This window comes from Bradyrhizobium sp. BRP23 (assembly GCF_020194135.1).
In the GTDB taxonomy this organism is placed as follows: domain Bacteria; phylum Pseudomonadota; class Alphaproteobacteria; order Rhizobiales; family Xanthobacteraceae; genus Bradyrhizobium; species Bradyrhizobium yuanmingense.
Genome location: NZ_JADYVW010000002.1, coordinates 283021 through 306029 on the forward strand (window position 1 = coordinate 283021; position 23009 = coordinate 306029).

General features: G+C 64.9%; 28 protein-coding genes. 15 read left to right on the forward strand and 13 right to left on the reverse strand.

The annotated features are described in order from the left end of the window. Positions 1-60 precede the first annotated feature (60 nt). Positions 61-1236: an MFS transporter gene (locus tag I6F24_RS05650; RefSeq protein WP_225150437.1), complete on the forward strand. Its 1176-nt coding sequence runs from the start codon at positions 61-63 to the stop codon at positions 1234-1236. 89 nt (positions 1237-1325) lie between these two features. After that, the gene (locus tag I6F24_RS05655) at positions 1326-1691 is read left to right on the forward strand and encodes a hypothetical protein (protein WP_225151357.1); all 366 of its coding nucleotides are present in this window, start codon (positions 1326-1328) and stop codon (positions 1689-1691) included. Positions 1692-1712: 21 nt separating this feature from the next. Here the strand turns inward: I6F24_RS05655 and I6F24_RS05660 are convergent, their stop codons facing one another. Then, the gene (locus tag I6F24_RS05660; protein ID WP_225151359.1) at positions 1713-3032 is read right to left on the reverse strand and encodes an alpha/beta hydrolase; all 1320 of its coding nucleotides are present in this window, start codon (positions 3030-3032) and stop codon (positions 1713-1715) included. Between the two features lie 359 nt (positions 3033-3391). Here I6F24_RS05660 and I6F24_RS05665 point away from each other — a divergent pair, with 359 nt between their 5' ends. After that, positions 3392-4759 carry an amino acid permease gene (locus tag I6F24_RS05665; protein WP_109143312.1) on the forward strand — a complete coding sequence of 456 codons (1368 nt, stop codon included), beginning with the start codon at positions 3392-3394 and terminating at the stop codon, positions 4757-4759. A gap of 2 nt (positions 4760-4761) precedes the next feature. Then, the gene (locus tag I6F24_RS05670; protein ID WP_225151361.1) at positions 4762-5976 is read left to right on the forward strand and encodes a hypothetical protein; all 1215 of its coding nucleotides are present in this window, start codon (positions 4762-4764) and stop codon (positions 5974-5976) included. On the opposite strand, the gene I6F24_RS05675 is transcribed toward I6F24_RS05670, so the two are convergent. Both I6F24_RS05675 and yidD read right to left on the reverse strand, forming a co-directional pair. Then, the gene (locus tag I6F24_RS05675; protein ID WP_036044035.1) at positions 5977-6183 is read right to left on the reverse strand and encodes a hypothetical protein; all 207 of its coding nucleotides are present in this window, start codon (positions 6181-6183) and stop codon (positions 5977-5979) included. It lies immediately after the preceding gene. An 89-nt stretch (positions 6184-6272) separates the two neighbouring features. Further along, positions 6273-6611, reverse strand: a complete 339-nt coding sequence (gene yidD / locus I6F24_RS05680; protein ID WP_036010511.1) for a membrane protein insertion efficiency factor YidD — start codon at positions 6609-6611, stop codon at positions 6273-6275. Positions 6612-6866: 255 nt separating this feature from the next. On the opposite strand from yidD, the gene I6F24_RS05685 reads away from it, so the two are divergent. Then, a complete protein-coding gene (locus tag I6F24_RS05685; protein ID WP_036027720.1) occupies positions 6867-7763 on the forward strand; it encodes a hypothetical protein in 897 nt (298 codons plus the stop codon). A 104-nt stretch (positions 7764-7867) separates the two neighbouring features. On the opposite strand, the gene I6F24_RS05690 is transcribed toward I6F24_RS05685, so the two are convergent. After that, complete coding sequence (locus tag I6F24_RS05690; RefSeq protein WP_036044037.1) at positions 7868-8323, reverse strand: iron-sulfur cluster assembly scaffold protein; 456 nt, start codon at positions 8321-8323, stop codon at positions 7868-7870. Between the two features lie 253 nt (positions 8324-8576). Here I6F24_RS05690 and folE point away from each other — a divergent pair, with 253 nt between their 5' ends. From folE to I6F24_RS05710, 4 genes are all read left to right on the forward strand, one after another. Beyond that, positions 8577-9269 carry a GTP cyclohydrolase I FolE gene (folE, locus tag I6F24_RS05695; protein WP_036027718.1) on the forward strand — a complete coding sequence of 231 codons (693 nt, stop codon included), beginning with the start codon at positions 8577-8579 and terminating at the stop codon, positions 9267-9269. A 27-nt stretch (positions 9270-9296) separates the two neighbouring features. After that, positions 9297-9719 carry a phosphoribosyl-AMP cyclohydrolase gene (gene hisI, locus I6F24_RS05700; protein ID WP_036010523.1) on the forward strand — a complete coding sequence of 141 codons (423 nt, stop codon included), beginning with the start codon at positions 9297-9299 and terminating at the stop codon, positions 9717-9719. A 214-nt stretch (positions 9720-9933) separates the two neighbouring features. Continuing rightward, complete coding sequence (locus I6F24_RS05705; RefSeq protein WP_225151364.1) at positions 9934-10953, forward strand: transglycosylase SLT domain-containing protein; 1020 nt, start codon at positions 9934-9936, stop codon at positions 10951-10953. Positions 10954-11279: 326 nt separating this feature from the next. Further along, positions 11280-12455, forward strand: coding sequence for a DUF2336 domain-containing protein (locus I6F24_RS05710; protein WP_225151366.1), 1176 nt, complete (start codon positions 11280-11282; stop codon positions 12453-12455). Between the two features lie 136 nt (positions 12456-12591). Here I6F24_RS05710 and I6F24_RS05715 read toward each other — a convergent pair whose 3' ends face one another. The 3 genes from I6F24_RS05715 to I6F24_RS05725 all read right to left on the reverse strand — a co-directional run bounded on the left by I6F24_RS05715 (position 12592) and on the right by I6F24_RS05725 (position 14616). Then, a complete protein-coding gene (locus I6F24_RS05715) occupies positions 12592-13170 on the reverse strand; it encodes an Hpt domain-containing protein (protein WP_225151368.1) in 579 nt (192 codons plus the stop codon). A 28-nt stretch (positions 13171-13198) separates the two neighbouring features. Next, entirely contained in the window at positions 13199-13744 is a 546-nt protein-coding gene (locus tag I6F24_RS05720) for a response regulator (protein ID WP_011088265.1), read from the reverse strand. A gap of 92 nt (positions 13745-13836) precedes the next feature. Beyond that, entirely contained in the window at positions 13837-14616 is a 780-nt protein-coding gene (locus tag I6F24_RS05725; RefSeq protein WP_036010536.1) for an NAD kinase, read from the reverse strand. 253 nt (positions 14617-14869) lie between these two features. Between I6F24_RS05725 and I6F24_RS05730 the strand changes: the two genes are divergently transcribed. Further along, positions 14870-16438 carry a peptidase S10 gene (locus I6F24_RS05730; protein WP_036027728.1) on the forward strand — a complete coding sequence of 523 codons (1569 nt, stop codon included), beginning with the start codon at positions 14870-14872 and terminating at the stop codon, positions 16436-16438. Here the strand turns inward: I6F24_RS05730 and I6F24_RS05735 are convergent. Together I6F24_RS05735 and I6F24_RS05740 are read right to left on the reverse strand one after the other, a co-directional pair. Then, positions 16425-17813: a serine hydrolase domain-containing protein gene (locus I6F24_RS05735; protein WP_225151370.1), complete on the reverse strand. Its 1389-nt coding sequence runs from the start codon at positions 17811-17813 to the stop codon at positions 16425-16427. The genes I6F24_RS05730 and I6F24_RS05735 overlap by 14 nt on opposite strands. 122 nt (positions 17814-17935) lie before the next feature. Beyond that, positions 17936-18478 (reverse strand): tetratricopeptide repeat protein, encoded by a 543-nt coding sequence (locus I6F24_RS05740; RefSeq protein WP_036010542.1) that lies wholly within the window; start codon positions 18476-18478, stop codon positions 17936-17938. A gap of 248 nt (positions 18479-18726) precedes the next feature. Here I6F24_RS05740 and I6F24_RS05745 point away from each other — a divergent pair, with 248 nt between their 5' ends. The 4 genes from I6F24_RS05745 to I6F24_RS05760 all read left to right on the forward strand — a co-directional run bounded on the left by I6F24_RS05745 (position 18727) and on the right by I6F24_RS05760 (position 21267). Continuing rightward, positions 18727-19134 carry a hypothetical protein gene (locus I6F24_RS05745; RefSeq protein ID WP_109143320.1) on the forward strand — a complete coding sequence of 136 codons (408 nt, stop codon included), beginning with the start codon at positions 18727-18729 and terminating at the stop codon, positions 19132-19134. 230 nt (positions 19135-19364) lie between these two features. Continuing rightward, complete coding sequence (locus I6F24_RS05750; protein WP_036010577.1) at positions 19365-19760, forward strand: hypothetical protein; 396 nt, start codon at positions 19365-19367, stop codon at positions 19758-19760. A 261-nt stretch (positions 19761-20021) separates the two neighbouring features. Beyond that, positions 20022-20726 (forward strand): outer membrane protein, encoded by a 705-nt coding sequence (locus tag I6F24_RS05755; RefSeq protein WP_036010580.1) that lies wholly within the window; start codon positions 20022-20024, stop codon positions 20724-20726. A gap of 298 nt (positions 20727-21024) precedes the next feature. After that, positions 21025-21267, forward strand: coding sequence for a DUF6719 family protein (locus I6F24_RS05760; protein WP_036010549.1), 243 nt, complete (start codon positions 21025-21027; stop codon positions 21265-21267). A 27-nt stretch (positions 21268-21294) separates the two neighbouring features. Here the strand turns inward: I6F24_RS05760 and I6F24_RS05765 are convergent, their stop codons facing one another. Both I6F24_RS05765 and I6F24_RS05770 read right to left on the reverse strand, forming a co-directional pair. Next, the gene (locus I6F24_RS05765) at positions 21295-21549 is read right to left on the reverse strand and encodes a hypothetical protein (protein WP_036010552.1); all 255 of its coding nucleotides are present in this window, start codon (positions 21547-21549) and stop codon (positions 21295-21297) included. Positions 21550-21861: 312 nt separating this feature from the next. Then, complete coding sequence (locus tag I6F24_RS05770; RefSeq protein WP_036010583.1) at positions 21862-22230, reverse strand: hypothetical protein; 369 nt, start codon at positions 22228-22230, stop codon at positions 21862-21864. A gap of 99 nt (positions 22231-22329) precedes the next feature. Here I6F24_RS05770 and I6F24_RS05775 point away from each other — a divergent pair, with 99 nt between their 5' ends. Then, positions 22330-22494 (forward strand): hypothetical protein, encoded by a 165-nt coding sequence (locus I6F24_RS05775; protein ID WP_167361680.1) that lies wholly within the window; start codon positions 22330-22332, stop codon positions 22492-22494. Positions 22495-22517: 23 nt separating this feature from the next. On the opposite strand, the gene I6F24_RS05780 is transcribed toward I6F24_RS05775, so the two are convergent. Together I6F24_RS05780 and I6F24_RS05785 are read right to left on the reverse strand one after the other, a co-directional pair. Next, on the reverse strand, positions 22518-22721 hold the full coding sequence (locus tag I6F24_RS05780; protein WP_050991987.1) for a hypothetical protein: 204 nt from the start codon (positions 22719-22721) through the stop codon (positions 22518-22520). Between the two features lie 104 nt (positions 22722-22825). Next, the gene (locus I6F24_RS05785; protein ID WP_225151372.1) at positions 22826-22984 is read right to left on the reverse strand and encodes a hypothetical protein; all 159 of its coding nucleotides are present in this window, start codon (positions 22982-22984) and stop codon (positions 22826-22828) included. Positions 22985-23009 lie beyond the last annotated feature (25 nt).

Consider the following 23009-nt stretch of genomic DNA (forward strand, 5'->3'; position numbering starts at 1 on the left):
CCGCAACTATTTGACGTTGTACCCTTTAACCGGTCGCAGGCCGCCGCTACATGCGTTTGCATGAAAAGCGCCCCAGCCGCCGGCCGTTTCGCGCCAACCGCCCTGATGCTCGGCAATCTCGTGACCGGCTGCTCGGTCTTGGCGCCGGCGGGCATGCTGCCGGAATTGTCGGCGGGGCTCGGGGTCAGCATCCATGCGGCCGGGCTCCTGATCACCTTCGGCGCGGTGACGCTGTGCATCGGCTCGCCGCTCACGGCGTGGCTGACCAGCCGCATCGAACGGCGGACCCTGCTCGCCACGACGCTGGCGGTGCTCGCACTCGGCAATCTCGCCTCCGCGCTTGCGCCCGATTACACCAGCCTGCTGATCATTCGGCTCGCGATGCTCGCAGTCGGCTCGCTCTATACGCCGCAGGCCGCCGGCACGGCTGCGCTGATCGTGCCGGCGGAACGGCGCGGCAGCACCATTGCGTACCTCTTCCTCGGCTGGTCGCTCGCAGCCGCCGTCGGCCTGCCGCTGATCACCTTTATCGCCAGCCGTTACGGCTGGCGCGCGGCTTATGGCGGGGTCGGCGCGCTCGGCTGCGTCAGCTTGCTGCTGTTGCTGCTGCGCCTGCCGGCGGGCCTGCAGGGCGCACCGGTCGATCTGAAGACATGGGCGGCCGTCGGCCGAAGCAGGACGATCCTGCTGCTGCTCGCGATCACGATGCTGCAAATGTCGGGGCAGTTCGTCGTGTTCACCTATATGGGCCCGCTGCTCAACAAGCTCACCGGCGCCGGTCCCGATGCGATCGGCTCGGTCTTCGCGCTGTACGGGATCTGCGGCTTCCTCGGCGTCGTCGTCGCCACCCGCATCGTCGACACTGCAGGGCCCTATCGCACCTCGTTGCTGTTCACCTGCCTGCTGCTTGCCGGGATGAGCGGGTGGGCCCTCGGCGCCGGCTCGCTCGTCATGATGGCGGGCGCGGTGACGATCTGGGGCCTTGGCTTCGCCTCGACCAACTCGATGCAGCAGGTGCGGCTGGTCGCGGCTGCGCCGCCGCTGGCATCGGCCACCGTCGCGCTCAACACATCCGTCCTCTATATCGGCCAGGCGGTCGGCTCCGCGCTCGGCGGCTTGCTGTTCGCCCGCGAGCTCCTGCACACGCTCGGCTTCGTCGCGGTCGGTTTCGTCGTGCTGGCACTGATCCTGGTGGTCGTGACCCGGCCCAGGCGGGCGGCTGCCGCCACCGCCTGAACGCAGCAGGTCGTGCGCGCAAGGCGCTTGGCAAACCTCGCGCGGGAGCGGTAGAAGGCCGGCGTGGGGATCAAAGAGAGTTGACTGAGATGAGGATGATTCTGGCGGTTGCCGCGGTGCTCTATTCAGCCTCCGCATTTGCGCAGACCGAGAGGCCACCCATGGTGGGGGACAAGCCGCTGGTGCAGGTCAAGCCGAAAGGCGCCAAGGAGGCTGTCGCCGCTCCAAAGGGCAAGCCGCAATCGATCGCGGTCCGCCTCCAGACCTGCCTCGAAATCGACGACGGCACCAAGGATCGCCTCAACTGCTACGACGCGGTGATCCCGCCGGCGCCGAAGCCGAAGCCGGCCAAGGCCAAGGGCTATGCCGACTGCCGCTTCTTCAAGGAAGAGGACGAGCGGCTGGCCTGCTTCAACGGCTTTGCCGAGAGCATTCCGAAGCTGCCCAGGAACTGATATTGGGAACTGATATCCCGGCTAGGGATTTGTGGAGGCGACGCGCGTCAGCGCGAGCGACGGCGTCGCCGCCATCTTCACCAGCACGTCCTTGAGCGGATCGCGCGTCCAAGCGCGGGTGACATAGTCGCGATGGGTGATGCCCTCGCCGGTCTCCACGAATACCACGCTGCCGGGTCGTAGCGGCCCGTCCATGTCCTCGGCGACGCTGATGCCCTTCTGGCGGAGCATGCTCATCAGCTCGCGGTCGCGCCGCGCGGTGTGGCGGGTGTAGGCGCTGACGAAGAAGCCGGAACGGTGGCTCTCGATCCAGGACGCGAATTTGTCCATCTCGCCATAGACGGCATCGAGCAGCACCACGCCGCGCACGCGGTCGCTGATGCCGCCGACCTCGAGGCTCCAGGCCGTCGGCAGGAAGCCGCCGCTATAGCCGACGATCACGATCGGCATGTTGGCGAAGGCGCGCGCGCTGTTGGGATCGCCGGTGAGGCGCGCAAGATGGTCGGCCGATTCCGCCATGAAGCGCTTGAAGCCGCCCGGCTGCCAGAATTTTCCGGCGCTGGAATCGGCGGCGTCGACCGCCATCTGCGGCGCGAGCAGGATCGCATTGGCGCCGGAATCGGTGACCTGTTTCGGCACCATCTGCCGGTCGCGGACGTCGCGCTCGAGCGTTGCGCCATTGCCGTGGAAGAACACCACGATCACGCCCGGCTTGCGCAGGTCGAAATGCTCGGGCACGTGCACCAGCACGCGGCTGTCGCTGTAGGTCTCGTCCTGCCAGTAGACGCGGCCGGAATAGCTGCGGTGGCCGCGGCGGTCGCCCTTGGAGATGTTGAGGAAGGGCGCGTCGGAGGCGGGGTTGTTGCCGAAATAGGGAAAGGCCGACGACTTCATGCTGACGAGTGTCGTCAGATCCTCGCGGGCGGGGCGCTTGTACGGCACTTGCGGCTCGAGCGAGGCCACTTTGTAGGGCGCCTGCTCCGGCTGAGGCTGCACGGCGCGCTTGGGCGAGAAGTCCGACATCTGCCGCTGCAGGAAGCTCTCACTCGCCGAGGGAAAGCGCTCCCTGAACTGCGGGGCAGGGAAGCGGTCCTCGAACGTGTCGCCGCTTGCCAGGCGCGCGTTCGAGCTCTGCGAATTGGTCTTGGCGACCACCTGGACATTCGCCTGGGAGTTCGCCGCCAGCGCCGCCGGATCCGGCGCCTTGCCGCATTGAACCAGCGTCAGCGACAACGGCACCATGACTGAGATCAGAGCGGCCCGGAGCGCACGATCATGCCGACCGGACATTGTCCGATCGGCACGATCATCAGCTCTCAGTTTAGGAGCGGCCCCGGCCATCCACCCATGACCCCAAAGTCACGACCCAAGTCTTACGTCCCAGGTCACACGTCCAAGTCACACGTCCATCGGCAAACTTGAAACAATTGAGCCGACTGGCGTTTAGGCGACGTTAAGCGTCCGGAGAAACTTCCCCACATCCGGAACGCTCGAAAGGACCATGCAATCGTGTCCTGATTGTGGGGGAGCGGAACGGACAATCCCGGGTGCATCCAGAGACATCGTCCAAAGAAGCGATAGGCGGTGGTCAGGTACCTACCTCCGTTGCCTCATTTAACCCTTGTTAACCCTGCTTGAATTGACTGGGCCAAAGTGCACGATCGGCCCATTAGGCGAAGCGCCTGAGGTTAAGGACCCCGATGACGGCATCAGATGCGGGTACCCCGCCCTGGACGGACCGGCTGACCGGGAGGGGGGCCGGGGTCTCCGTTCCGGTCGCCACCGCCATCGTCGTCGCCGACATGATCGGGGTCGGCGTCTTCACCAGCCTCGGCTTCCAAGTCAAGGACATCCCGTCCGGCTTCTCGATCCTGCTGCTCTGGACGGTCGGCGGCGTCGTCGCGCTGTGCGGTGTGTTCGCGTACAGCGAGTTGGGCGCGATGTTTCCGCGCTCGAGCGGCGAGTACAATTTCCTCGGCCGTGCCTATCACCCGGCCTTCGGCTTCCTCGCCGGCTGGGTGTCGGCCACGGTCGGCTTCGCGGCGCCGGTCGCGCTCGCCGCGATGGCGTTCGGGGAATATGCCAAGTCGGTCGTACCCGATCTGCCGGCGATTCCGCTCGCCATCGGCGTGGTGTGGCTGGTTTCGCTGGTGCAACTGACCGGCGTCAGGCACTCATCCACGTTCCAGTTGATCTCGACCGTCCTCAAGGTCGTGCTGATCGTCGGCTTCCTGGTCGCCGGCTTCGTCATCGCCGTGCCGCAGCCGATCAGCTTCACGCCGCAGCCCGGCGATATCGCCCATATCGTCAGCGCGCCGTTCGCCATCGGGCTCGTCTTCGTGATGTATTCGTTCTCGGGCTGGAATGCCGCCACCTACATCATCGGCGAGATGAAGACGCCGCAACGGAACCTGCCGCGCGCGCTGCTCGCGGGCACGCTGATCGTGCTCGTGCTGTATGTCGCGCTGAACGCGGTATTTCTCCATTCGGCGCCGGTCAGCGCGCTCGCCGGCCAGCTCGACGTCGCCAGTGTCGCCGGCACGGCGATCTTCGGCACCCTCGGCGGTCGGATCGTCGGCGCCATGATTTGCTTCGGTCTGATCTCTTCGATCAGCGCGATGATGTGGATCGGCCCGCGCGTGATGATGACGATGGGGGAGGACATTCCCGCCTTGCGCGTTTTCTCCAAGCGGTCCGTGAGCGGCGCGCCGGCCTATGCCATCCTGTTCCAACTGGCCATCGCCAATCTTCTGTTGTTCACGCGCAGCTTCGAGGCGGTGCTCGATTTCATCCAGTTCGCGCTGTTGTTCTGCTCGTTCTTCACGGTCGCAGGCGTCATCAAGCTGCGTATCACCGATCCCGATCTGCCGCGGCCCTATCGCGCCTGGGGATACCCGTTCACGCCGCTCGTGTTTCTGCTCGTGACCGCGTTCATGATGTACTACCTTCTGACGGAGCGGCCGCTTCAGTCGCTGTCGGGAATGCTCGTCATGCTCTCCGGCCTTTTGATTTACGCTGTTTTCCGCAGGCGGCCCGTCGTCGCTGCCGCATCACCGCATCGCGAATAGACATGCTCCGCCCCCTGAGAATTGCGGCCGTTGCTTTCGTCCTCCTGGCTGCGGCCGTCTCGTCCGCGCGTGCCGCAGACGTCACCTTCGATGACACGGCGCGCTTCCTTGCGGGCATGCAGCCTTCGGCGGACTCGCCGCTGGTGCTGCTCACCAGGGACCCGGCCTGGCAGCGTCACGCCAAATTCTTCGACGGCGCCTTCGCTCAGCTCGAGCAGCGTCAGCTCTCGAAGATCCGCAGCTGGGCCGACCTCAATCTGGCCGCGCCCCGACCGACCATGTTCTATTTGTTCAGCGGCCCCGATTTCCTCTACGCCAACACCTTCTATCCCAAAGCCAGCACCTACGTGCTCGGCGCGCTGGAGCCGGTCGGCGCGGTCCCCGATTTGACGCGGCTGCCGCGCGGTTCGGTCGGCGCTGCGCTCTATAACGTCGAACGCTCGCTTGGCTCGATCCTGAGCTTCTCGTTCTTCATCACCAAGCAGATGAAGGTCGACCTGAGCGCCAACCAGGTCAACGGCACCCTGCCGATCCTCTATGTCTTCCTCGCCCGCTCCGGCAAGACCATCCGCAACGTCGAGATGATCGCGCTCGACGACAAGGGCGGGCTACATGTCGGCGGCGACAATCCCGGACGGAACGCGACGCGCGGCGTCCGCATCAGCTTTGCCGGCAGCGACGGGGAAGCGCGTACGCTGTATTATTTCGCAACCGACCTCTCAAATTCCGGCGCACGTGCCACGGGCTTCCTGAAATTCTGCGAGACGCTCGGGCCCGGCAACAGCCTGCTCAAGAGTGCGTCCTACCTGTTGCACTCCGGCAATTTCACCGTCGCACGCGACTGGTTGCTCGCCAACAGCGCCACCATCATCCAGGACGATTCCGGCATTCCCCTTGCGAACTACAATGCGCGGCAATGGCGGTTCTTCCCGTTCGGCCGCTATCTCGGCCCCATCGACGAATTCCCCGGCCGCTACCAGGAGCGCTACGCCGAGCTGTTCACGCGCGCCCAGCCAATCGATTTCGGCGTCGGCTATCGCTGGCGCATGCGTGAATCGAATTTGCTGCTGGCGGTGAAGGTGCCGGGCAGCGAGACCGCACCGGCTGCAGAGACCACTTCGGCCGCCGAGCCGGCGCCAAAGCCGCCGCGCCCGAAGCGGCTACGACCGCCGGAGTCGATCCCTCCGTCACAGGGACGGTTCTACTGGTTCCGGTGACTACCAATGCACGCTCTGGCTCGGCACGATGAACGTCGTCGTGCTCGGCTGTGTTGCAAGGCTCCTCTCAAGATACCAGCCTGAGCCGAGGACGAGCGCAAGCAAAGCGATGATGGCGAGCAGGTCGATGGTTCTTGGATCGTGTGCCCTGTGATCGAGATTCGGACCGGGCTTGACGTGAAAATGCGGGCTGATTTTCCAGCGCATTGTTGTTTCCTCCCGTGGGGAGCATCAAGACAACGCGGGCGGAAAGTCTAAGGTTCCGGTCAGGGCGGCGCTGTTCAGAGCACCGCAGGTCAGGACGCGTTAACTCCGCGCCAGCGGCCATAGCGCCAGGGGAGATACCAGCGTGCCCCTTTGGGCGCCGTGAGAGGCACGTTGTCGATGCCGGACGTGCCGAAGGGATGGCAACGGAGCAGGCGCGCGAGCGTCATCCAGCCGCCGGCCCACAGCCCGAACCGTTCGATTGCCTCATCGCCATAGACGGAGCAGGTCGGCAGGTGCCGGCAATTGTAACCGACCAGAGGTGACAGTGTGTGGCGATACAGCCAGATCAGTGCACGGCCGAATCTGCGCGGCAGCCGGAGCACACCATCGACGGAACTGGAACAGCGCTGGCAGGCTGAATGCTTCATGTGCGTTGTGCTGCGATGTTGAGCGAAGCTTTGCCCGGTTCCGGTGCAGGGAACCATAAGTTGTTGTTTCCACGCCATATTTTGCGTGTTTTTTGGGAGCAGTGCAGCAAGTATCTGTGGACGATCTGTATTCGCCCGGATACCATTTTTATGACGGTCGTGTGTAGAAACATACGCCTGTATGATGGACTCAGGTAGCGCCACCGGGGATTGTTTGGGGACCTTGGGGCTTTGGGGCTTGGGGAAGGAACCAGATTGAGACTTCTGAACTCCCTTAAACTTCGCGGCTGGTTGCTGGTGGGAACCGCCGTCTGCGGAGTCGCGCTGGCTGGCGCCGTCGCAACATTCGGATCGTCGGCCCGCGCCGGCGCTGCCCTCGAAGAGCGCAAGCTGCCGATGAAGTTCAGCTGGGTCGCCTGCGAACCGAATTGCCGCGGCTGGATCAGCGCGGTCGGCATCATCACCGCCGATACGCCCAAAGAATTCGAAGAGTTTTCGCGCGGCCGCCAGCTCGGCGGCGCCACCGTGGTCCTCGATTCCAGCGGCGGCTCCGTCAATGACGCGATCACGCTCGGCCGGCGCTTCCGCAATCTCGGGCTTTTGACCACGGTCGGCGTGAGCCTCCGCGGCGGGCCGTCGACACGGCCGGCCGTCGCGCCGGAAGCCTATTGCGAATCCATGTGCGCGTTCCTGCTGCTGGCCGGCAAGAAGCGTTACGTGCCGGAAGCCGCTCATGTCCGGGTTCACCAGATCTGGATGGGCGACCGCGCCGACGATGCCAAGGCGGCGAGTTATAGCGCGCAGGACCTGATGATCGTGGAGCGCGACATCGGCCGCCTCGCCAAATACACCTTCGATATGGGTGGCGCCGGGGATCTGTTGTCGCTTGCGCTCAGCGTCCCGCCCTGGGAGGACCTGCACGAGCTCGATGCCGGCGAGCTCAAGCTCACCAATCTGGTTACGACCGATCTCGTGGCTGACGTGCTCCCGCACGTGGATATCTCGGCGCCGGCAATGGCGGAGCTTGCACCGAAGACGCAGGCGAGGTTCGGCGCGGAACCGGAGCAGGCTTCCAAGTCGACCAAGACGGCGGAAGCCCTGGTGCCGACCGGTAGTGTTGCCACACCGGCTGCTGCGGCGGCGCCGAAGTAAGCTCTTAAATCTCGGTAGTCATCCCGGGGCGCGCGTCAGCGCGAACCTTGGTGAGCAAGTGCGTACCTGGGGTGCGCAAGTTCGCCCGGAATACGGAGAGGGGGTCAGCCTTGCGCTGCGGCCGGCTGCTTGGTTCTGGCCTCGATCTGGCCGATGGCATCAACCACGGCATCGAAGGTGAGAAGCGTCGAGGCATGGCGCGCCTTGTAGTCGCGGACCGGCTCGAGGAACTTGATCTCCTCCCATTTTCCTTGAGGAGGCGCACCATTCTCCTTCAGCATCTTGCGAACGGTTTCGCGTAACTCACGGAGTTCGCTCGCAGTCGAGCCGACCACGTGACTTGCCATGATGGATGAAGAGGCCTGGCCCAAAGCGCAGGCCTTCACGTCATGGGCGAAGTCGGTGACGGTATCCCCGTTCATCTTAAGATCGACCTTCACGGTCGAGCCGCACAGCTTGGAATGGGCGGTGGCGGAGGCATCGGGGTCCGCCAACCGTCCGAGCCGCGGAATATTCCCGGCCAGCTCGATGATCCGCTTGTTGTAAATGTCGTTCAGCATGTGATGGAGTCCAACGCGTCCACACCCGCATCCAAGCCGGATCGGCCTTGGCGGGCGCCGCCCACGGTCCTATATAGGGGCGGAACTGGTGGAAAAACAGTCCAGCGGAGCGGTGGCGGTGATCCAGATCTGCGCTGCCGGCGTTGTGACCTTGGGACTTTTGCACCGAAACTGTTCTGTTCAGGCGTCCGGCGGCTTGGCCGCCCCGTCTGCCGGTGACACTCCGGCCGTTAGGCCGTCGAACGGAGAAGATATGGACGCTGCAATCAAATCCATCCGCCCGGGCAAGCCCTCCGACCGGCAGCCCGAAAACCGCCCGGCCGAGCTTGATCCTGCCGAATTCCTCGCGGCCGCCGTCCGCGCCGACCAGCCGCGTCCCGCGCGCGCCGAGGCGGAAGCGGCGGTGAAGACGCTGCTCGCCTATATCGGCGAGAACACCGAGCGCGAGGGCCTGCTCGACACGCCGCGCCGCGTCGTCGAGGCTTTCGACGAGCTCTATCAAGGCTACCACCAGTGCCCGGCCGAGGTGCTCGACCGCACCTTCGGCGAGACGGCGGGCTATGACGATTTCGTCCTGGTGCGCGACATCGAGTTCACCTCGCAATGCGAGCACCACATGATGCCGTTCTACGGCAAGGCGCACATCGCCTATACGCCGGTGGAGCGCGTCGTCGGCCTGTCCAAGCTGGCCCGCCTGACCGACATTTTCGCCCGCCGGCTCCAGACCCAGGAGCACCTGACCGCGCAGATCGCCGCCGCGATCGACGAGGTCCTCAAGCCTCGCGGCGTTGCCGTGCTGATCGAGGCCGAGCATACCTGCATGTCGGTGCGCGGCGTCGCCAAGCATGGCGCCTCTACTTTCACCAGCCGCTTCACCGGCATGTTCCGCGACAATCCGGCGGAGCAGGCCCGTTTCCTGTCCCTGGTGCGAGGCACGACGCGCTGACCTCGCGACAAACCGGCGAGAGTTGCTGTGTCCGCTCATTCCCATGAGATCGAGGAGGGCCTCGCCTTCCTGCCCAGATTTGATGCCGCTGGCCTCGTGACGGTCGTCGCCACCGACGTCGCCACCGGCGACGTGCTGATGGTCGCGCACATGAACGAGGAGGCGCTGCGCAAGACCATTGCGACCGGCGAAGCCTGGTATTTCAGCCGCTCGCGCAATGCCTTGTGGCGAAAAGGTGAGACGTCGGGTCAGACCCAGCGCGTGGTCGAGATGCGCACCGATTGCGATCAGGATGCGGTCTGGATCCGCATCGAGCAGATCGGCGCGGCCTGCCATACCGGCCGGCGGTCGTGCTTCTACCGCAAGGTCGAGGCCGAGGGTGGGGGAGCAAGATTGGTCTTCACTGAGGCTGACCGGCTGTTCGATCCAGACGCGGTCTACAAGAAATAGCTCGCTGTCATTCCGGGGCGCGCGGAGCGCGAACCCGCAATCCATCGCAAGGTATCACGCGCAGCTCAATGGATTCCCGGCTCATCGCTTCGCGATGCCCCGGAATGACGCGTAGCATCAATTAACCCCGCATTAACCATAGCTGTCCCACGGTGAGACGACGGGCGCCGAATTGCCGGCGTCGCTCAGCGCCGCGCGGGGCGGGCCCTCCACCATGTCGATCGACAGTTTCAGTGCCACGCAGACGGCCGGCCTTGATCCGTCGCGCGCGCGTGTCGCCGGTGCGATCAAGCAGGCCTCGAACGTCACAGGCGTCAGCTTCCAGTACATGCTGACCACGGCCAAGATGGAATCGGACTTCAATCCGACGGCCGCCGCCACCACCTCGTCCGCGCAGGGGCTCTACCAGTTCATCGACCAGACCTGGCTCGGCACGGTGAAGGAAGCGGGTGCCCAGCTCGGCTATGGCAGCTACGCCGACGCCATCACCAGGACGTCATCGGGGACCTACACCGTCGACGATCCCGTCAAGATGCGGTCGATCATGAAGCTGCGCGACGATCCCGAAGCCGCTTCCGCCATGGCCGCGGCGCTGACGCAGTCGAACAGCTTCAAGCTCACCGGCCTGCTCGGGCGCAGGCCGAGCGACAGCGAACTCTACATGGCCCATTTCATGGGCGTCCGCGGCGCGGCGAAATTGATCGCCAATGCCGAGGACAATCCGCAAGCCGTCGGCGCGCGGCTGTTTCCCAACGCGGCGGCCGCGAACCGCCCGATCTTCTACGCCAAGGACGGCCGCGCCCGCAGCGTCTCCGAGGTCTATTCGGTCCTGGACAGCCGCTATGCCAGCGCGGCCAATTCAAAGGTAACCCGCAGCGCGATGGCGATGTATGGCGCCACGCCTTCGACCACGCAGGTCGCGAGTGCCAATGCAGTGGTGCCCACTGCGCCTGTCGTGGACAAGGCCGCCTATCTCCAGACCTTCCCGAATGCCCGCACAGTGACGCCCGTCAGCGCGACGTCGTCGACACATGTCGCGGACAATCCGACGGGCACGCCGGTGTTTCGTTCGATCTATCAACCCGGCGATGCCACGCAGCCGGTCTCGACCACGGTGCAGAAACTATGGGGCAACAATGCCTCGCTCACCTCGGTCGCAGCGGCGACGCCGGACGTGCGGCCGCCGCAACCGCTCGATCTCTTCAGTGATCGCAGCGGCACGTTCTCGAGCTAGCTTCGCTCTTGCTCCGGACGCCGCGTTACGTCCGTGCACAAGATCGAGACTGTGTGCGCAGCTGCGTCAACACCGTCATTGCGAGCGCAGCGAAGCAATCCAGAATCTCTCCGCGGATACAGTCCTGGATTGCTTCGCTGCGCTCGCAATGACGGAGGATCAGCGAGAGCTCGTCGCGTGTGCCGCGCGTGGTGGCTTTGTTCCCTTAACAAATCATCAACAAAACCAGCCAGTTATGGTGAACGCTTTGTTAAGCGTCGTGGTTTATTTTGTGTTGCAGGTGACGAGCGTCATCGTTTTTCGTTTGTTGTGTAGCCCGAAGCAGCATGATTGTTCGGCAGTTCATTCATTGGATCAGGACGGCGCCCGCAGGCGAGCGGGCCGAGGCAACACGGGCGCTTGCCCGGGCCTGGCTGATCTCGGACCTTTCTGCAGACGATCGCATCGCCGCCGAAGGCGCGCTTCTGATGCTGCTCGACGATGCCTCGCCGCTGGTGCGGCAGGCGATGGCCGAAGCCTTTGCCCGCAGCCTCGACGCGCCGGCCGCAATCGTGCGGGCGCTGTCGGCCGATCAGCCGACGGTCGCGCTGCCGGTGCTCGAACATTCCCCGCTCTTGATCGACGCCGATCTCGTCGACATCGTCGCGACCGGCGGCGAGGAGGTGCAATGCGCAGTCGCCCGCCGCATCGCATTGCCGGCGTCGGTGTGCGCCGCGATCGCCGAAGTCGGCTGCGCGGCTGCCGCGCTGGAGTTGATCGAGAATCCCCATGCCGAGCTCGCCCCGTTCTCCTGGGACCGGATCGTCGAGCGTCACGGTCATCTCGCCGCGATCCGCGAGGCGATGCTGGTGCTGGAGGATCTGCCGGCCGCAACGCGTGCTGCGCTGGTGGCAAAGCTCTCCGAGACGCTGGCGCAATTCGTCGTGGCGCGGAACTGGCTGAGCGCCGAGCGCGCGGACCGCATCACCATCGAGGCGCGCGATCGCTCCACCATGAACATCGCGGCGCGCTCGCGCGGCGATGACATGCAGGGCCTGGTCCGGCATTTGCGCATCACCGGCCAGCTGACCGCGGGCCTGATCCTGCGCGCACTACTGTCCGGCAATCTGGACTTGTTCGACGCGGCACTCGCCGAACTCGCCGATCTGCCGCTGGCGCGCGTCTCGGCGCTGCTGCACGAGCGCGGCGGCAACAGCGTGCACGCGCTGCTCCGTCGCGCCGGGCTTCCGGAGGCGACGTTTGCGGCGTTCCAGGTCGCGCTCGATGCCTGCCACGAGCAGGGCTTCGTCGACAGCGACGACGGCGCGGCGCGGCTGCGCCGGCGCATGGTCGAGCGCGTGCTCACCCATTGCGAGTCCGATCGCGGCGCCACCGAGCCGCTGATGGTCCTGCTGCGCCGCTTCGCCACTGAATCCGCGCGCGAAGAGGCACGGCTGTTCTGCGACGAGATTGTCGCGGATGATGTGGTCGATCCGCTCTATGACGATCTGATTGCGGCGTAGTTCGAAGCTCGCGACAAGGCGGGCCGGAAGACAGGCTCCGTCATTGCGAGCGCAGCGAAGCAATCGAGAATCCCTCCGCGGCGACAGTCTGGATTGCTTCGCTGCGCTCGCAATGACGAGAGGAGAGAGTGAAGCCTTATTCCCCCGGCGCGATGCTCGGCGCCAGGATCACCTCGAGATGCTCGGGGCGGTCGCGGTTGACGTGGGCAAGATAATCGTCGGCGACCTTGCGCAGGCGGCGGCTGAGCTCGGCCGAGACGCTGATCCTGTCCAGCCTGGTGTTCTCGTGTACGATGGCGAGAATGGCGTTGATGTGGTGCGTGAACAGCTCGGCCGGCACCTTTTCCAGGTCGGGCGCGTGCTCGATGACGCGGCACAGGCTTTCGGCGATGCCTGCGGCTGAAGGAAAGCCGAATGTCGCCGCATCGCCCTTGATGTCATGCGCGGCGTGAAACAGCTCGTCGCGCAGTTTCTTCGTGAAGCCGTCGTTCTGCACGGCCGTCCAGGCGGCGGACAGTCGCTGGACCTCGATCACCATCCAGTCCTTGAACTCGTTGGAGAGGCGCGCGAGCGCCTGCTCGGCGCGGCCGACCGGGTCGTCCAGGTCTTTTTCTTCGACGCGGCGCAGGACCTTGCGCAGCGGATTGGGCTGCGTGATGACTTGGTGCGTGGCGAAGGCCTTGACCTCGATGTCCTTTGCGCTGTTCTTCGCCATGATGCCTGCCTCGTCTGAAGCGGTTGCGCTAGATGGTGGAGCGGGCCTTGTCGAGCAGCGAGGGCTGCTGCAGCACCTCGTGCTTTTCGCCGACGCGGCGCTCCGGGCCCATATAGGCGGAGTTGGTGTTGCGGCGCCGGTCGGGGCCGAAATAGGTCTTGGTCTTGATGAAGGGGCGGGGATTGGCGACGACGTTGAGGATGCGCTGATAGAGCCCCTTGGCCGAGATAGGCTTGGCCAGAAACTCGGTGACGCCGGCATCGCGCGCGACCGTGACGCGACGTTTCTCCGAATGTCCGGTCAGCATGATGATCGGTGCATAGGGATTGCCCTTGGATTCCGGCTGCCGGATCATCTGCGCGAGCTCGAGCCCGTCGAAGATCGGCATGGCCCAGTCGGTGATGACGATGTCGGGCACGTAATGGCTGTACATTTCGAGCGCCGTGGCGCCGTCCTCGGCCTCATAGACCTCGCGCGCGCCGAACGAATGCAGCAGCGTCCGCAGGATGCGGCGCATGTGCGGATTGTCGTCGCAGACGAGGAAGCGCAGCTTGTTGAAGTCGATACGGAACATGACGCCCGGGCCAAAAGCGGGTCAACCTTCGTTAACCATATCGTGCCGGGAGTTAACGAAGGGTTGCGGCCAGGGGTGGGGCGGCAGGACGCTCAGTAGCCGAACTGCTCCCGCAGGATACGCTCTTCCAGGCTGTGGCCAGGGTCGAACAGCATCCGCATCGAGATGCTCTTGTCCGAAAGCACTTCGACGCGCCGGACCCTGCGCACCTCCTCGTGGTCGGCGACCGCTGCGACGGGGCGCTTGTCGTCTTCCAGCACCTCGATCACGACATAGGCGGTATTGGGCAGGAGGGCGCCGCGCCAGCGCCGCGGCCGGAAGGCGCTGATTGGCGTCAGCGCCAGCAGGGCGGCGTTGATTGGGAGGATGGGTCCTTGGGCGGAGAGGTTATAGGCCGTCGAGCCTGCCGGCGTCGCGACGATAATGCCATCGGCGATCAGCTCCGGCATGCGTTCGCGCTCGTCGATAAGTATCCGCAAGCGCGCCGCCTGGGAGGTCTGGCGGAATAAGTAGACCTCGTTGATCGCGTGGTGCAGGTGAACGCGGTCGTTGACGTCGGTCGCGCGCATCAGGAGCGGATTGATCTCGGATTCATGCGCCGTCTCGAGCCGTTGGCGCAGATCATGCGTCGAGTACTCGTTCATCAGGAAGCCGACCGTGCCGCGGTGCATGCCGTAGATCGGCTTTCCCGTACGCATATGGTGGTGCAGCGTCTGCAGCATCAGCCCATCGCCGCCGAGTGCGACGACCACGTCGGCCTCATCGGGATCGCAATTGCCATAGTCCCTGGTCAGCTGGCCAAAGGCGGCTTGCGCCTCGTTGCTCGGGCTGGCGACGAAGGCGATCCGGTCGTATCGCGCAGGCTTGGTCATGGCTTCTCGGCAGGGCCGCTGGGTCGAGGAAGGTTCCGCCGGGCTCGTCTATACGAGGTAGGCCCGTATTGTCGAGGATGACCGCCCACCAAAGCTAATGGGGACGGTCCAACCGGACTTAAGCACAGAACCGGGCAATTTGAACCCGGCCGGCCGCTTCAGGGCCCGCACCGCCAATGATTCCCCAAACCGTCGTAATTTGGCGCTACCTTTCTGACTCCCCGGCGGTCACGGCCGGACACGGAGGATGATCATGGTCACGACTTTGCCGGCGCTCCGCCGCGCGGGCCTGGTGTTGGCGGTGTCGGCTTTCGCGTTCGCCGGCCTTGCACACGCAGATGATGCGCCGCAGCCGCGCTCCGAGGCGGCCGCGCCGGCCGGACAGAAGGGTGGGCGCGGCGGTGCCGCGCAAGGCGCGCCGCAGACGTCGTCGTCCGCGGCCGAGCCGCACCGTCTGCCGCCGGATTCGACCACGAAGCAGACGCTCGATCTGCCCGGCCGGACCCTCAACTTCACGGCCACCGCCGGGTCGATCCGCGTGTTCGATGGCAAAGGCGAGCCGTTGGCCGACATCGCCTATACGTCCTACCAGCTCGACGGTGCCGAGCGCGCCACGCGTCCGGTGACGTTCCTGTTCAACGGCGGGCCCGGTGCGTCCTCGGCCTGGCTTCAGTTCGGCGCGGCCGGGCCGTGGCGCTTGCCGCTCGATGGTGAGGCCCTGTCGCCGTCGGCCTCGCCCGAGGTGAAGCCGAACGCGGAGACCTGGCTTGATTTCACCGATCTCGTCTTCATCGACCCCGTCAGCACCGGCTACAGCCGCTTCGTGGCGAGCGGCGAGGATGCCCGCAAATCGTTCTACTCCGTCGACGGCGACGCCAACTCGATCGCGCTCGTGATCCGACGCTGGCTCGAAAAGCACGAGCGGCTGACTTCGCCGAAATACGTCGCCGGCGAAAGCTATGGCGGCATTCGCGGCCCCAAGGTCTTGCGCCAGTTGCAGCTCCAGCACGGCGTCGGCGTCAGGGGCTTGATCCTGGTCTCGCCGCTCTTGGATTTCCGCGAGTTCACCGGCACGAGCCTCCTGCAATATGTCGCGACGCTGCCGAGCTACGTGGCAGTGGCGCGCGAAGCGAAACGTCCGGTCAAGCGCGCCGACCTCGCCGACGTCGAAGCTTACGCGCGCGGCGAATTCCTGACCGACCTCGTCAAAGGCGAGGCGGACAAGGAGGCAACCACGCGTCTGGCCGACAAGGTCGCCGAACTCACCGGCATCGACCAGGCGGTGAGCCGCCGCCTCGCCGGCCGCTTCGACGTCGGTGAATTCCGCCGCGAATTCGACCGCAAGAACGGCAAGGTGACCGGACGCTACGATGCCTCGGTGCGCGGCTTCGATCCCTATCCGGATTCGAGCAGCTCGCGCTTCGGCGATCCCTCCGGCGATGCGCTCCAGGCACCGCTGACGAGCGCCGCGGTCGACGTGCTCTCGCGCAAGCTCAACTGGCGGCCCGGCGGCTCATATGAAGTCCTGAACGGCGCCGTCGAAGGTCAATGGGATTTCGGCCGCGGCATCAACCCGCCGCAATCGGTTTCCGAGCTGCGCCAGATCCTCGCCACCGATGCGAAGCTGAACGTGCTGGTCACGCACGGCCTGTTCGATCTCGCCACGCCCTATTTCGCAACGAGGCGGGTGCTCGACCAGCTGCCGGCCTTCGTGACGCAGCGCGTGAAGTTCGTGGTCTATCCCGGCGGCCACATGTTCTATTCGCGCGACGGATCGCGGCAGGCGTTCCGAAGCGAGGTCGAGGCGCTCATTCGGGAGTAGGCCGGCGCTTGCGCGGCGGATACCGGCGCGCGGTCTCGCGTGCGACGACTTTTTTTGGCTTCACGTTCGCGCCGGCAATCCAGATGTCGCTGATCTTGCCGCGCTTGTCACGGACCCGGCGCACCGGCTCGCCGTGGCTGGAATAGCCGGCAGCCCAGGCGAGCTTGCCGGTGTCGCGGCCGGTCACTTCGATTTCGGCGGCATCCATAAACGGGTTGTTGAACTGCGGGTTGGCGACGAGCACGCGGTTGCCGGCGGGGACGAGATCGGTCGCGCCCCAGATCGTCCACCAGCGCCCGGTCCAGTCGCGCACGCGCCGGTCGGGGGCGCCGCGGGTCTGGAAGACGCGCAGGATCTGCATCGCGCCGTCCATCCAGAACGGCGCCGCGCCGTCGATCGAGTTGCTGAGGATGCTGATTGCAAGCTCGCAAGCGGGAATGGAGCAGGTCCGCGAGATATAGCCCTGGAAGCCGCCGCCATGGCCGAACCAGTCCCAGCCATCGGTCTTGCCGGCATTGACGCCCAAGCCGTAATAGGCCTCGAAGCTCTGCGGGATGCGCCAATGGTTTCGCGTCATCTCGCGGCGGCTGGCGACCGACAGCACGCTCTTCTTCGCGTTGGGCGCCAGCTGCGCGAAGAAGCGGGCGGTGTCGGCGGCGGTGGCGACGAAGCCTGCGGCAGATGCCATTGCATGTGCGGGATTGTCGCCGGGGATCACGCAGCGCTCGCCAAACGGCACTCTTCGCGTGTGGCCGCGCGCGAAGGCTGCGCCCTTGGGAAGCGGTGCGTCCGGTTCGGTCTCGCGCAGGCCGGCCGGCGCAATGATCTCGCGCTTGATCCAGACGGAGTAGGGCTCCTTCGCAACAGCCTCGATCACGAGGCCGAGCAGGCCAAAGCCGTGATTGGAATATTTGAAGCGTGTGCCGGGGTCGATCGCGGTCGGCAGCTTCAATTCTGCAAGCAGCTCCTTGGCATCGAGATAGGGGCGGCTGTCGATGAACTGGCCGGAATCGGCGCCGTCGCGCGTCAGCCCCGCGCTGTGCGATAGCACTTGCGCGATCGTGGTCTCGGCGACGCGCGGATCGAGGCCGCCGACATATCGGCCGACATGGTCGTCGAGCCGGAGCTTGCCCCGCTCGCGCAGCTTCATGATGCCGGCCGAGGTGAAGCTCTTGGAGTGCGAGGCGATGCGGAAGCGATGGCGCGGGGTGAGCTTCTCGCCGGTGTCGAGATTGGCGAGGCCGAACGCATGCTCGGCGACGACCTCGCCGCGATGGGCGAAAGCCACGATGACGCCCGGCTGCTGGATCGTCGTCAGCTGGTATTCGATCCAGGAGCCGATGTAGTCGATCGCGGATCGCAGCCACGTGTCCATTGCGCTACCGGTTTGCGAGGGAGGTCGGTGCGAAAGGCTAGCCGAGAAAGCAGAACGGGCACAACCTGAAAGGTTGTGCCCGTTTGCGTCGTTCGGAGATGCGATGTCTCCAGTCTATGCCTTCAGTAGACGAGCGTCGCGCCGGTCGGCTTGTCGAGCGCTTCGGCCAGCGAGCGATATTCCGAGCTGCCGGTGCCGGCGAGCGAGGCGATCTTGTCGAGGTGGTATTGCGCCTGCTCGCGGTTGCCCTGCTCGAGCTGCCAGAGGCCGTAATATTGCCAGGTGCGGACGTGGTTCGGATCGTCCTTCAGCGCCAGCTCATAATAGGCCTTCGACGACTGGTAGTCGCCGAGCTTGCGATAGGAGTAGCCGATCAGGTTGGCGACGTCCGCGACGTCGTTGCGCTTGAGCGACTTCAGCTGGTCGATCGCGCCCCTGTAATCGTGCTTGTCGTAGATCGCGGCGTAGGCGGTGCGGTAGGCCGCGAGGAATTTGGGGTCGCTGACGGAAGAGCTCTTCTTCTTGCCCTTCTTGGTCGAGGTGTCCGATTTCGGCGGCGACGAAGGGTCGTCGCCGGCGGCGGCATACGCGCTGGACAGCACCGGCGCGGCCGCCAGTGTCATAGCGACGAGTCCCGGCACAACGAGCATTGAGAGTTTGCGCATCTAAGTTCTCCGGTATGGAACGTGGCGATCCTACACGATTGCCCGAAGACCGGAACACCTCTCGGGCAAAAACATTCCCGCGTCGCACGATCTATTCGCCCGGCCGTGGATGACAAACGTGTCATCGAGATGAACGGAAGCCTGCAAGGGGCTTCAGATTGGGTTCAGTGCACCCCGCTTATGTTCCTTCCCACGATCGATGGGGGCGAGAGGGCGCCGCCTGATGATCCTTCCAAGAGGAGACCACCATGTTGAAGACCATTTCTGCAGCCTTGCTCGCAACCTCCGTGATCGCAGCCCCGGCGTTCGCCGCCGAGGCCGGCAAGACCACCACAGCCGCGCCGGTGATCAAGGCCGACCAGAGCCAGACCAAGGCGGCGACCACTGCCGCAAAACCGGAAGCCGGCGTCAAGGCCGACGCCAAGACCGACGCCAAGACGGACGTGAAGACGACGGACGCGAAGGCTTCCGATGTCAAGACGGACGCCAAGGTGGATGGCAAGTCGAAGGCAATGGACGCCAATGCCGCGGTCACCACCGACCAGCACAAGAGCGTGAGCAAGCATCGCCATCACGACAAGCAGGTCACGGCCAAGGAGTCGCAGAAGGCGCAGCCGGATGTGACCAAGCCCGCGACGTCTGACAAGCGCAACTGACGACTGATCGCGCGCGGCGGCATCCCTGGCATTGCCCGCCGCCGCGCGCGGACGTCAGGCCTGGCCCGTTGCCACGCCTCGGGCGGAAGCCCGAGATGTCGGCGGCTGGCCGGTGCGCTGTTTGCGCCGCTGCAAGCGAATTCCCTTCATCCCGGCTTGGGGCTAGAACGTCTCCTGATCTGTTCGAGCGGAGAGCGGGGCCTGTGGGGCGATTGGCGAGATGTGCGGTGATCCTGGCGTTGCCGCTGGCGCTTGCGGCATGTTTCGGCAGCGACAGTGACCGTCCGACTTTCATGGGCGGGACCCAGGCCGGCGGGCCGCAGCCGTTTCCCGACAATTTCCGGAACGACACGGTGGCGTTGATGCGGGCCTACCTCAACAATCCGGTCGGCGTGCGCAATGCCGCCATGGCCGAGCCGGTGCAGCGCGAGGTCGGCGGCCGGCAGTTCTATGTGAGCTGCCTGCACTTCACCCCGCGCGAGACGGATGGGAGCTACAAGGGCATGCGCGAGCGGGCCGTGATCTTCGTCAACGGCCGGGCGGACCGCGTGGTCGACCAGACCAGCGATCTCTGCGCCGGTGCGGTTTACGCACCGTTTCCGGAACTGGAAAAGATGACGCGGTAGCGCAAAGGCAGCCTTTATCGCCCGGTGTTAGACAGAAGGAGCCGGAGCCGCTGGATCACATTTCGGCGAGCTTTGAACGGGGTGGTTTCGTCTTGCGACAAATCGTGGCGGCGGCCTTGCGCAGCCGAATTGACGGAACAAATTAGTGTTGTTGCCACGCCGTCACAGTCACGAACGATCAACGTTCCGGCATTGCCGCGAAGCAACCCAATTCACGCCACGTTGTTTCCCGAGTGTCGTAATGAAAGAACGGGGATGATCATGAAGTCGATCTTGCTGGGTGCAGCAGCTCTGCTGGCGCTGGTTGCGCCGGCCGCAGCGGCCGACATGCAGCCGCGCGCCTATACCAAGGCTCCGGTCACGCCGCCGCAGGTGATCTATAACTGGACCGGTTTCTATATCGGTGGCCATCTCGGCGGCGCGTTTGCCGGCGACAACAGCTTCCAGTCGAGCGACGCGCGTTTCCTGGGCGGCGTGCAGGGCGGCTTCGACTACCAGTTCGCGCCCAACTGGGTGGTGGGTATCGAGGCCCAGTATTCCTGGCTGCCGACCAACAACAATGGCGCCATCTTCCCGCTGGGCACGCAGGTGACATCCAACACCGACCAGATCGGGTCGGTGACCGGTCGCATCGGTTACACCTGGGGACCGACGCTGCTTTACGCCAAGGGCGGTTATGCCTGGCGGAATAACGGCCTTGGCGTGAACATCGCCGGGGTGCCGCAGGCCTTCACCACCACCGGCAACAACAAGGACGGCTATACGGTCGGCGCCGGCCTCGAATACATGTTCGCGCCGAACTGGTCGGCCAAGGCCGAGTATCAATATTACAATTTCGGCAGCACGACCTTCACCTCCGGCCCGGCTGACATCGTCGGCGTTCGTGGCCGGGAGGACGAGCATACCGTCAAGGCCGGGGTGAACTATCGCTTCGGCTGGGGCGGCCCGGCCGCCTCGCGGTACTGACGGTCAGCGCCGACCCAAGATCTGAAGATCCAAGACCTGAAGATCCAAGACCTGAAGATCCAAGACCTGACAAAGGCCGGCTCCGCCGGCCTTTCGTTTGCCGGCCTGCCGCCTCCGGCGCCTGCTTTCTTTGCATTCCGTGAACCATTTGGCGCGTCATTTGCTTGCAAACGATGCTGGCGCGCCTTCTCACGCGCGTCATGGGGCTGGCGTAAAGCAAAAATAATTTTTGCGGTTTACGGAACTCGCGCTCCGGAACGCGTTATATGACAATTACCGGGCAGGTGGGACGACGGACATGCGTATCTTGGTGTCGGCAGTGGTGCTCTCGTTCTTCGGCTGCCTGCCGTGCTCTGCACAGACAATCCTCAGATCCGAGCCTCTGATGTTGGCACCGTACGAAGTTGCCTTCGTCAAGGACGCTTCATGTCCGTCGGGCAAGGTCATGAAGGTCACCGGCGCCATCCGCGGGCTGCACCGCCGCAAGGCCTGCGTGACTATGCCGGGCGAGCAAGCCTCGCTTGTGGCGGCCACCCCCTGAGCTTTCGCTCCGGCTCCGTGCCGGAACTCAGGAATTCAGCTCGAGCTCCATTCTGGACTGCCGATCGGCCTCCGCCTTGTTCTTGGCGGGGTCCTCGCCTTGAGCCGCCTGGCACGGCTCGATCTTGTAATCATTGTCGAGCACCCGGCGCGGTCCCGGCCGCTCGTCGTCCGCCGTCACGTCCACGACGAGACCACTCCGCTCGGCGAGCTTCCAGACGTCGGCCTCGCTCGGATAGGACTTGCTGATTTGGGCGTCATTGCAGAAGAGGGCGTAGGGCATGCATCCCGACTCCAGGAATGCCCGTTAACGAGCTTACGGGGGGAGGGTTCCGGCCACCCGCCCGATCACGCGCCCGTGATCGTCGTGGACGGCGCTTGAGTCCTTAACGAGTCCTGAATCCCGGAAAAAAGAATCCCTGGGACTCTTCGGCCGGAATCAGCGGATGTTTTCGGCCATGACGAGCGACCTGAACACATCCTGCGGGCACATGCTCCTGCCGCTCACGCTGGCGCTGTTCGGCGCCTGCGCGGCCAATCTCTGGCTGGTCTGGTCGTGGTTGTAGGGTCCTGGCTGTAGGGCCCTGGCCGGGCCTTATTCGGCCGGCGGACCTGAGGCGTCGCGGATGGCTGCACGCAATTTGGTCAGGGTCGCCGCACAATATTCCTCACGTTCGCGCTCGAAGCGCTCCTGGTGCTTGCGGAAATTGGCGATGCGGGCCTGCATCTCGGCACGGAATTCGCCGCTCGTCCGCGTCGGCAGAGGCGCGGGCCGCGGCGGAAAGGGGGCTTGCGGCGGTTCGATCTCGACGGTGACCGCCTCCACGGTGACGATCTCCATCGCGACGGCCGGGCCAGATGCGGGCGCCTCCGGCTGAAGGACGTCATCCTTCCTGCCGGTCACCGATTGGACGAAAGCCAGCGTCTGCGCGATCAGCGCGTCGCGCTCCCTGATCCATTTCATGATCCACCTCAGCCGCGCGTATTCCAGCAAAGCGGCTGCTTCGAATCAAGGCTGTTTGCAAGGGTTGCATATTTTTCCCGGTAGCCCGACACTGGGCAGATGGATGCATCGAAAGAAAGACCGAACGAGGCGGAGGGCCTGAGGCTCATCCGCGCGTTCCTGACGCTGCCGCCCGACAAGCGGGCGGAGGTGATCGCGTTTGTCGAGGAATTGGCGCGTGTCCACGGCCGGCCCGAGGAGGGCGCCAAGGCCTCGCCGAGGTGAGCAAGGCCTGGCCGAGGTGAGCGCTACCGCTCGCGCGGATTGACGTTGGGCTCGAACGGCGCGCCGACCACCCGAACCGGGATCTGAGCTGGCGTGCGCGGAGTGGGGTCGATCACGGCTCTATCGGCGACCAGCTTATCGGGCGCCCGCCCCGGCGCCGGCTCGAACAGCGCCAACGTCCCGGCCACGGCGCTACAGCACAGCGTCACCGTCGCCAGCAGAATCATGTTTCGGTTTTCTTCCCGGACCCTCATGCGCCGACAACGGCTGACGCGGGAGCCGGTTCCGGGCAGGCGATTTTCGATGCGAAAACGGGGACTTTAGATCGCGCCTAGTGCGACAGCACAAGGCCGAGCGCAAGCACGAACAGCATGGCCGTCGTGACGACGGCCGTCACCGCGCCGGCGACGATCTTGGCCTTCTCTTTGGGCGTGGTGGAGCGCATCGTCTCGACGAGACGAATGACATGCGTAGGTTCGCTGCCAGGCAATTTCGAACAGTTCGCCTGGGTTGTA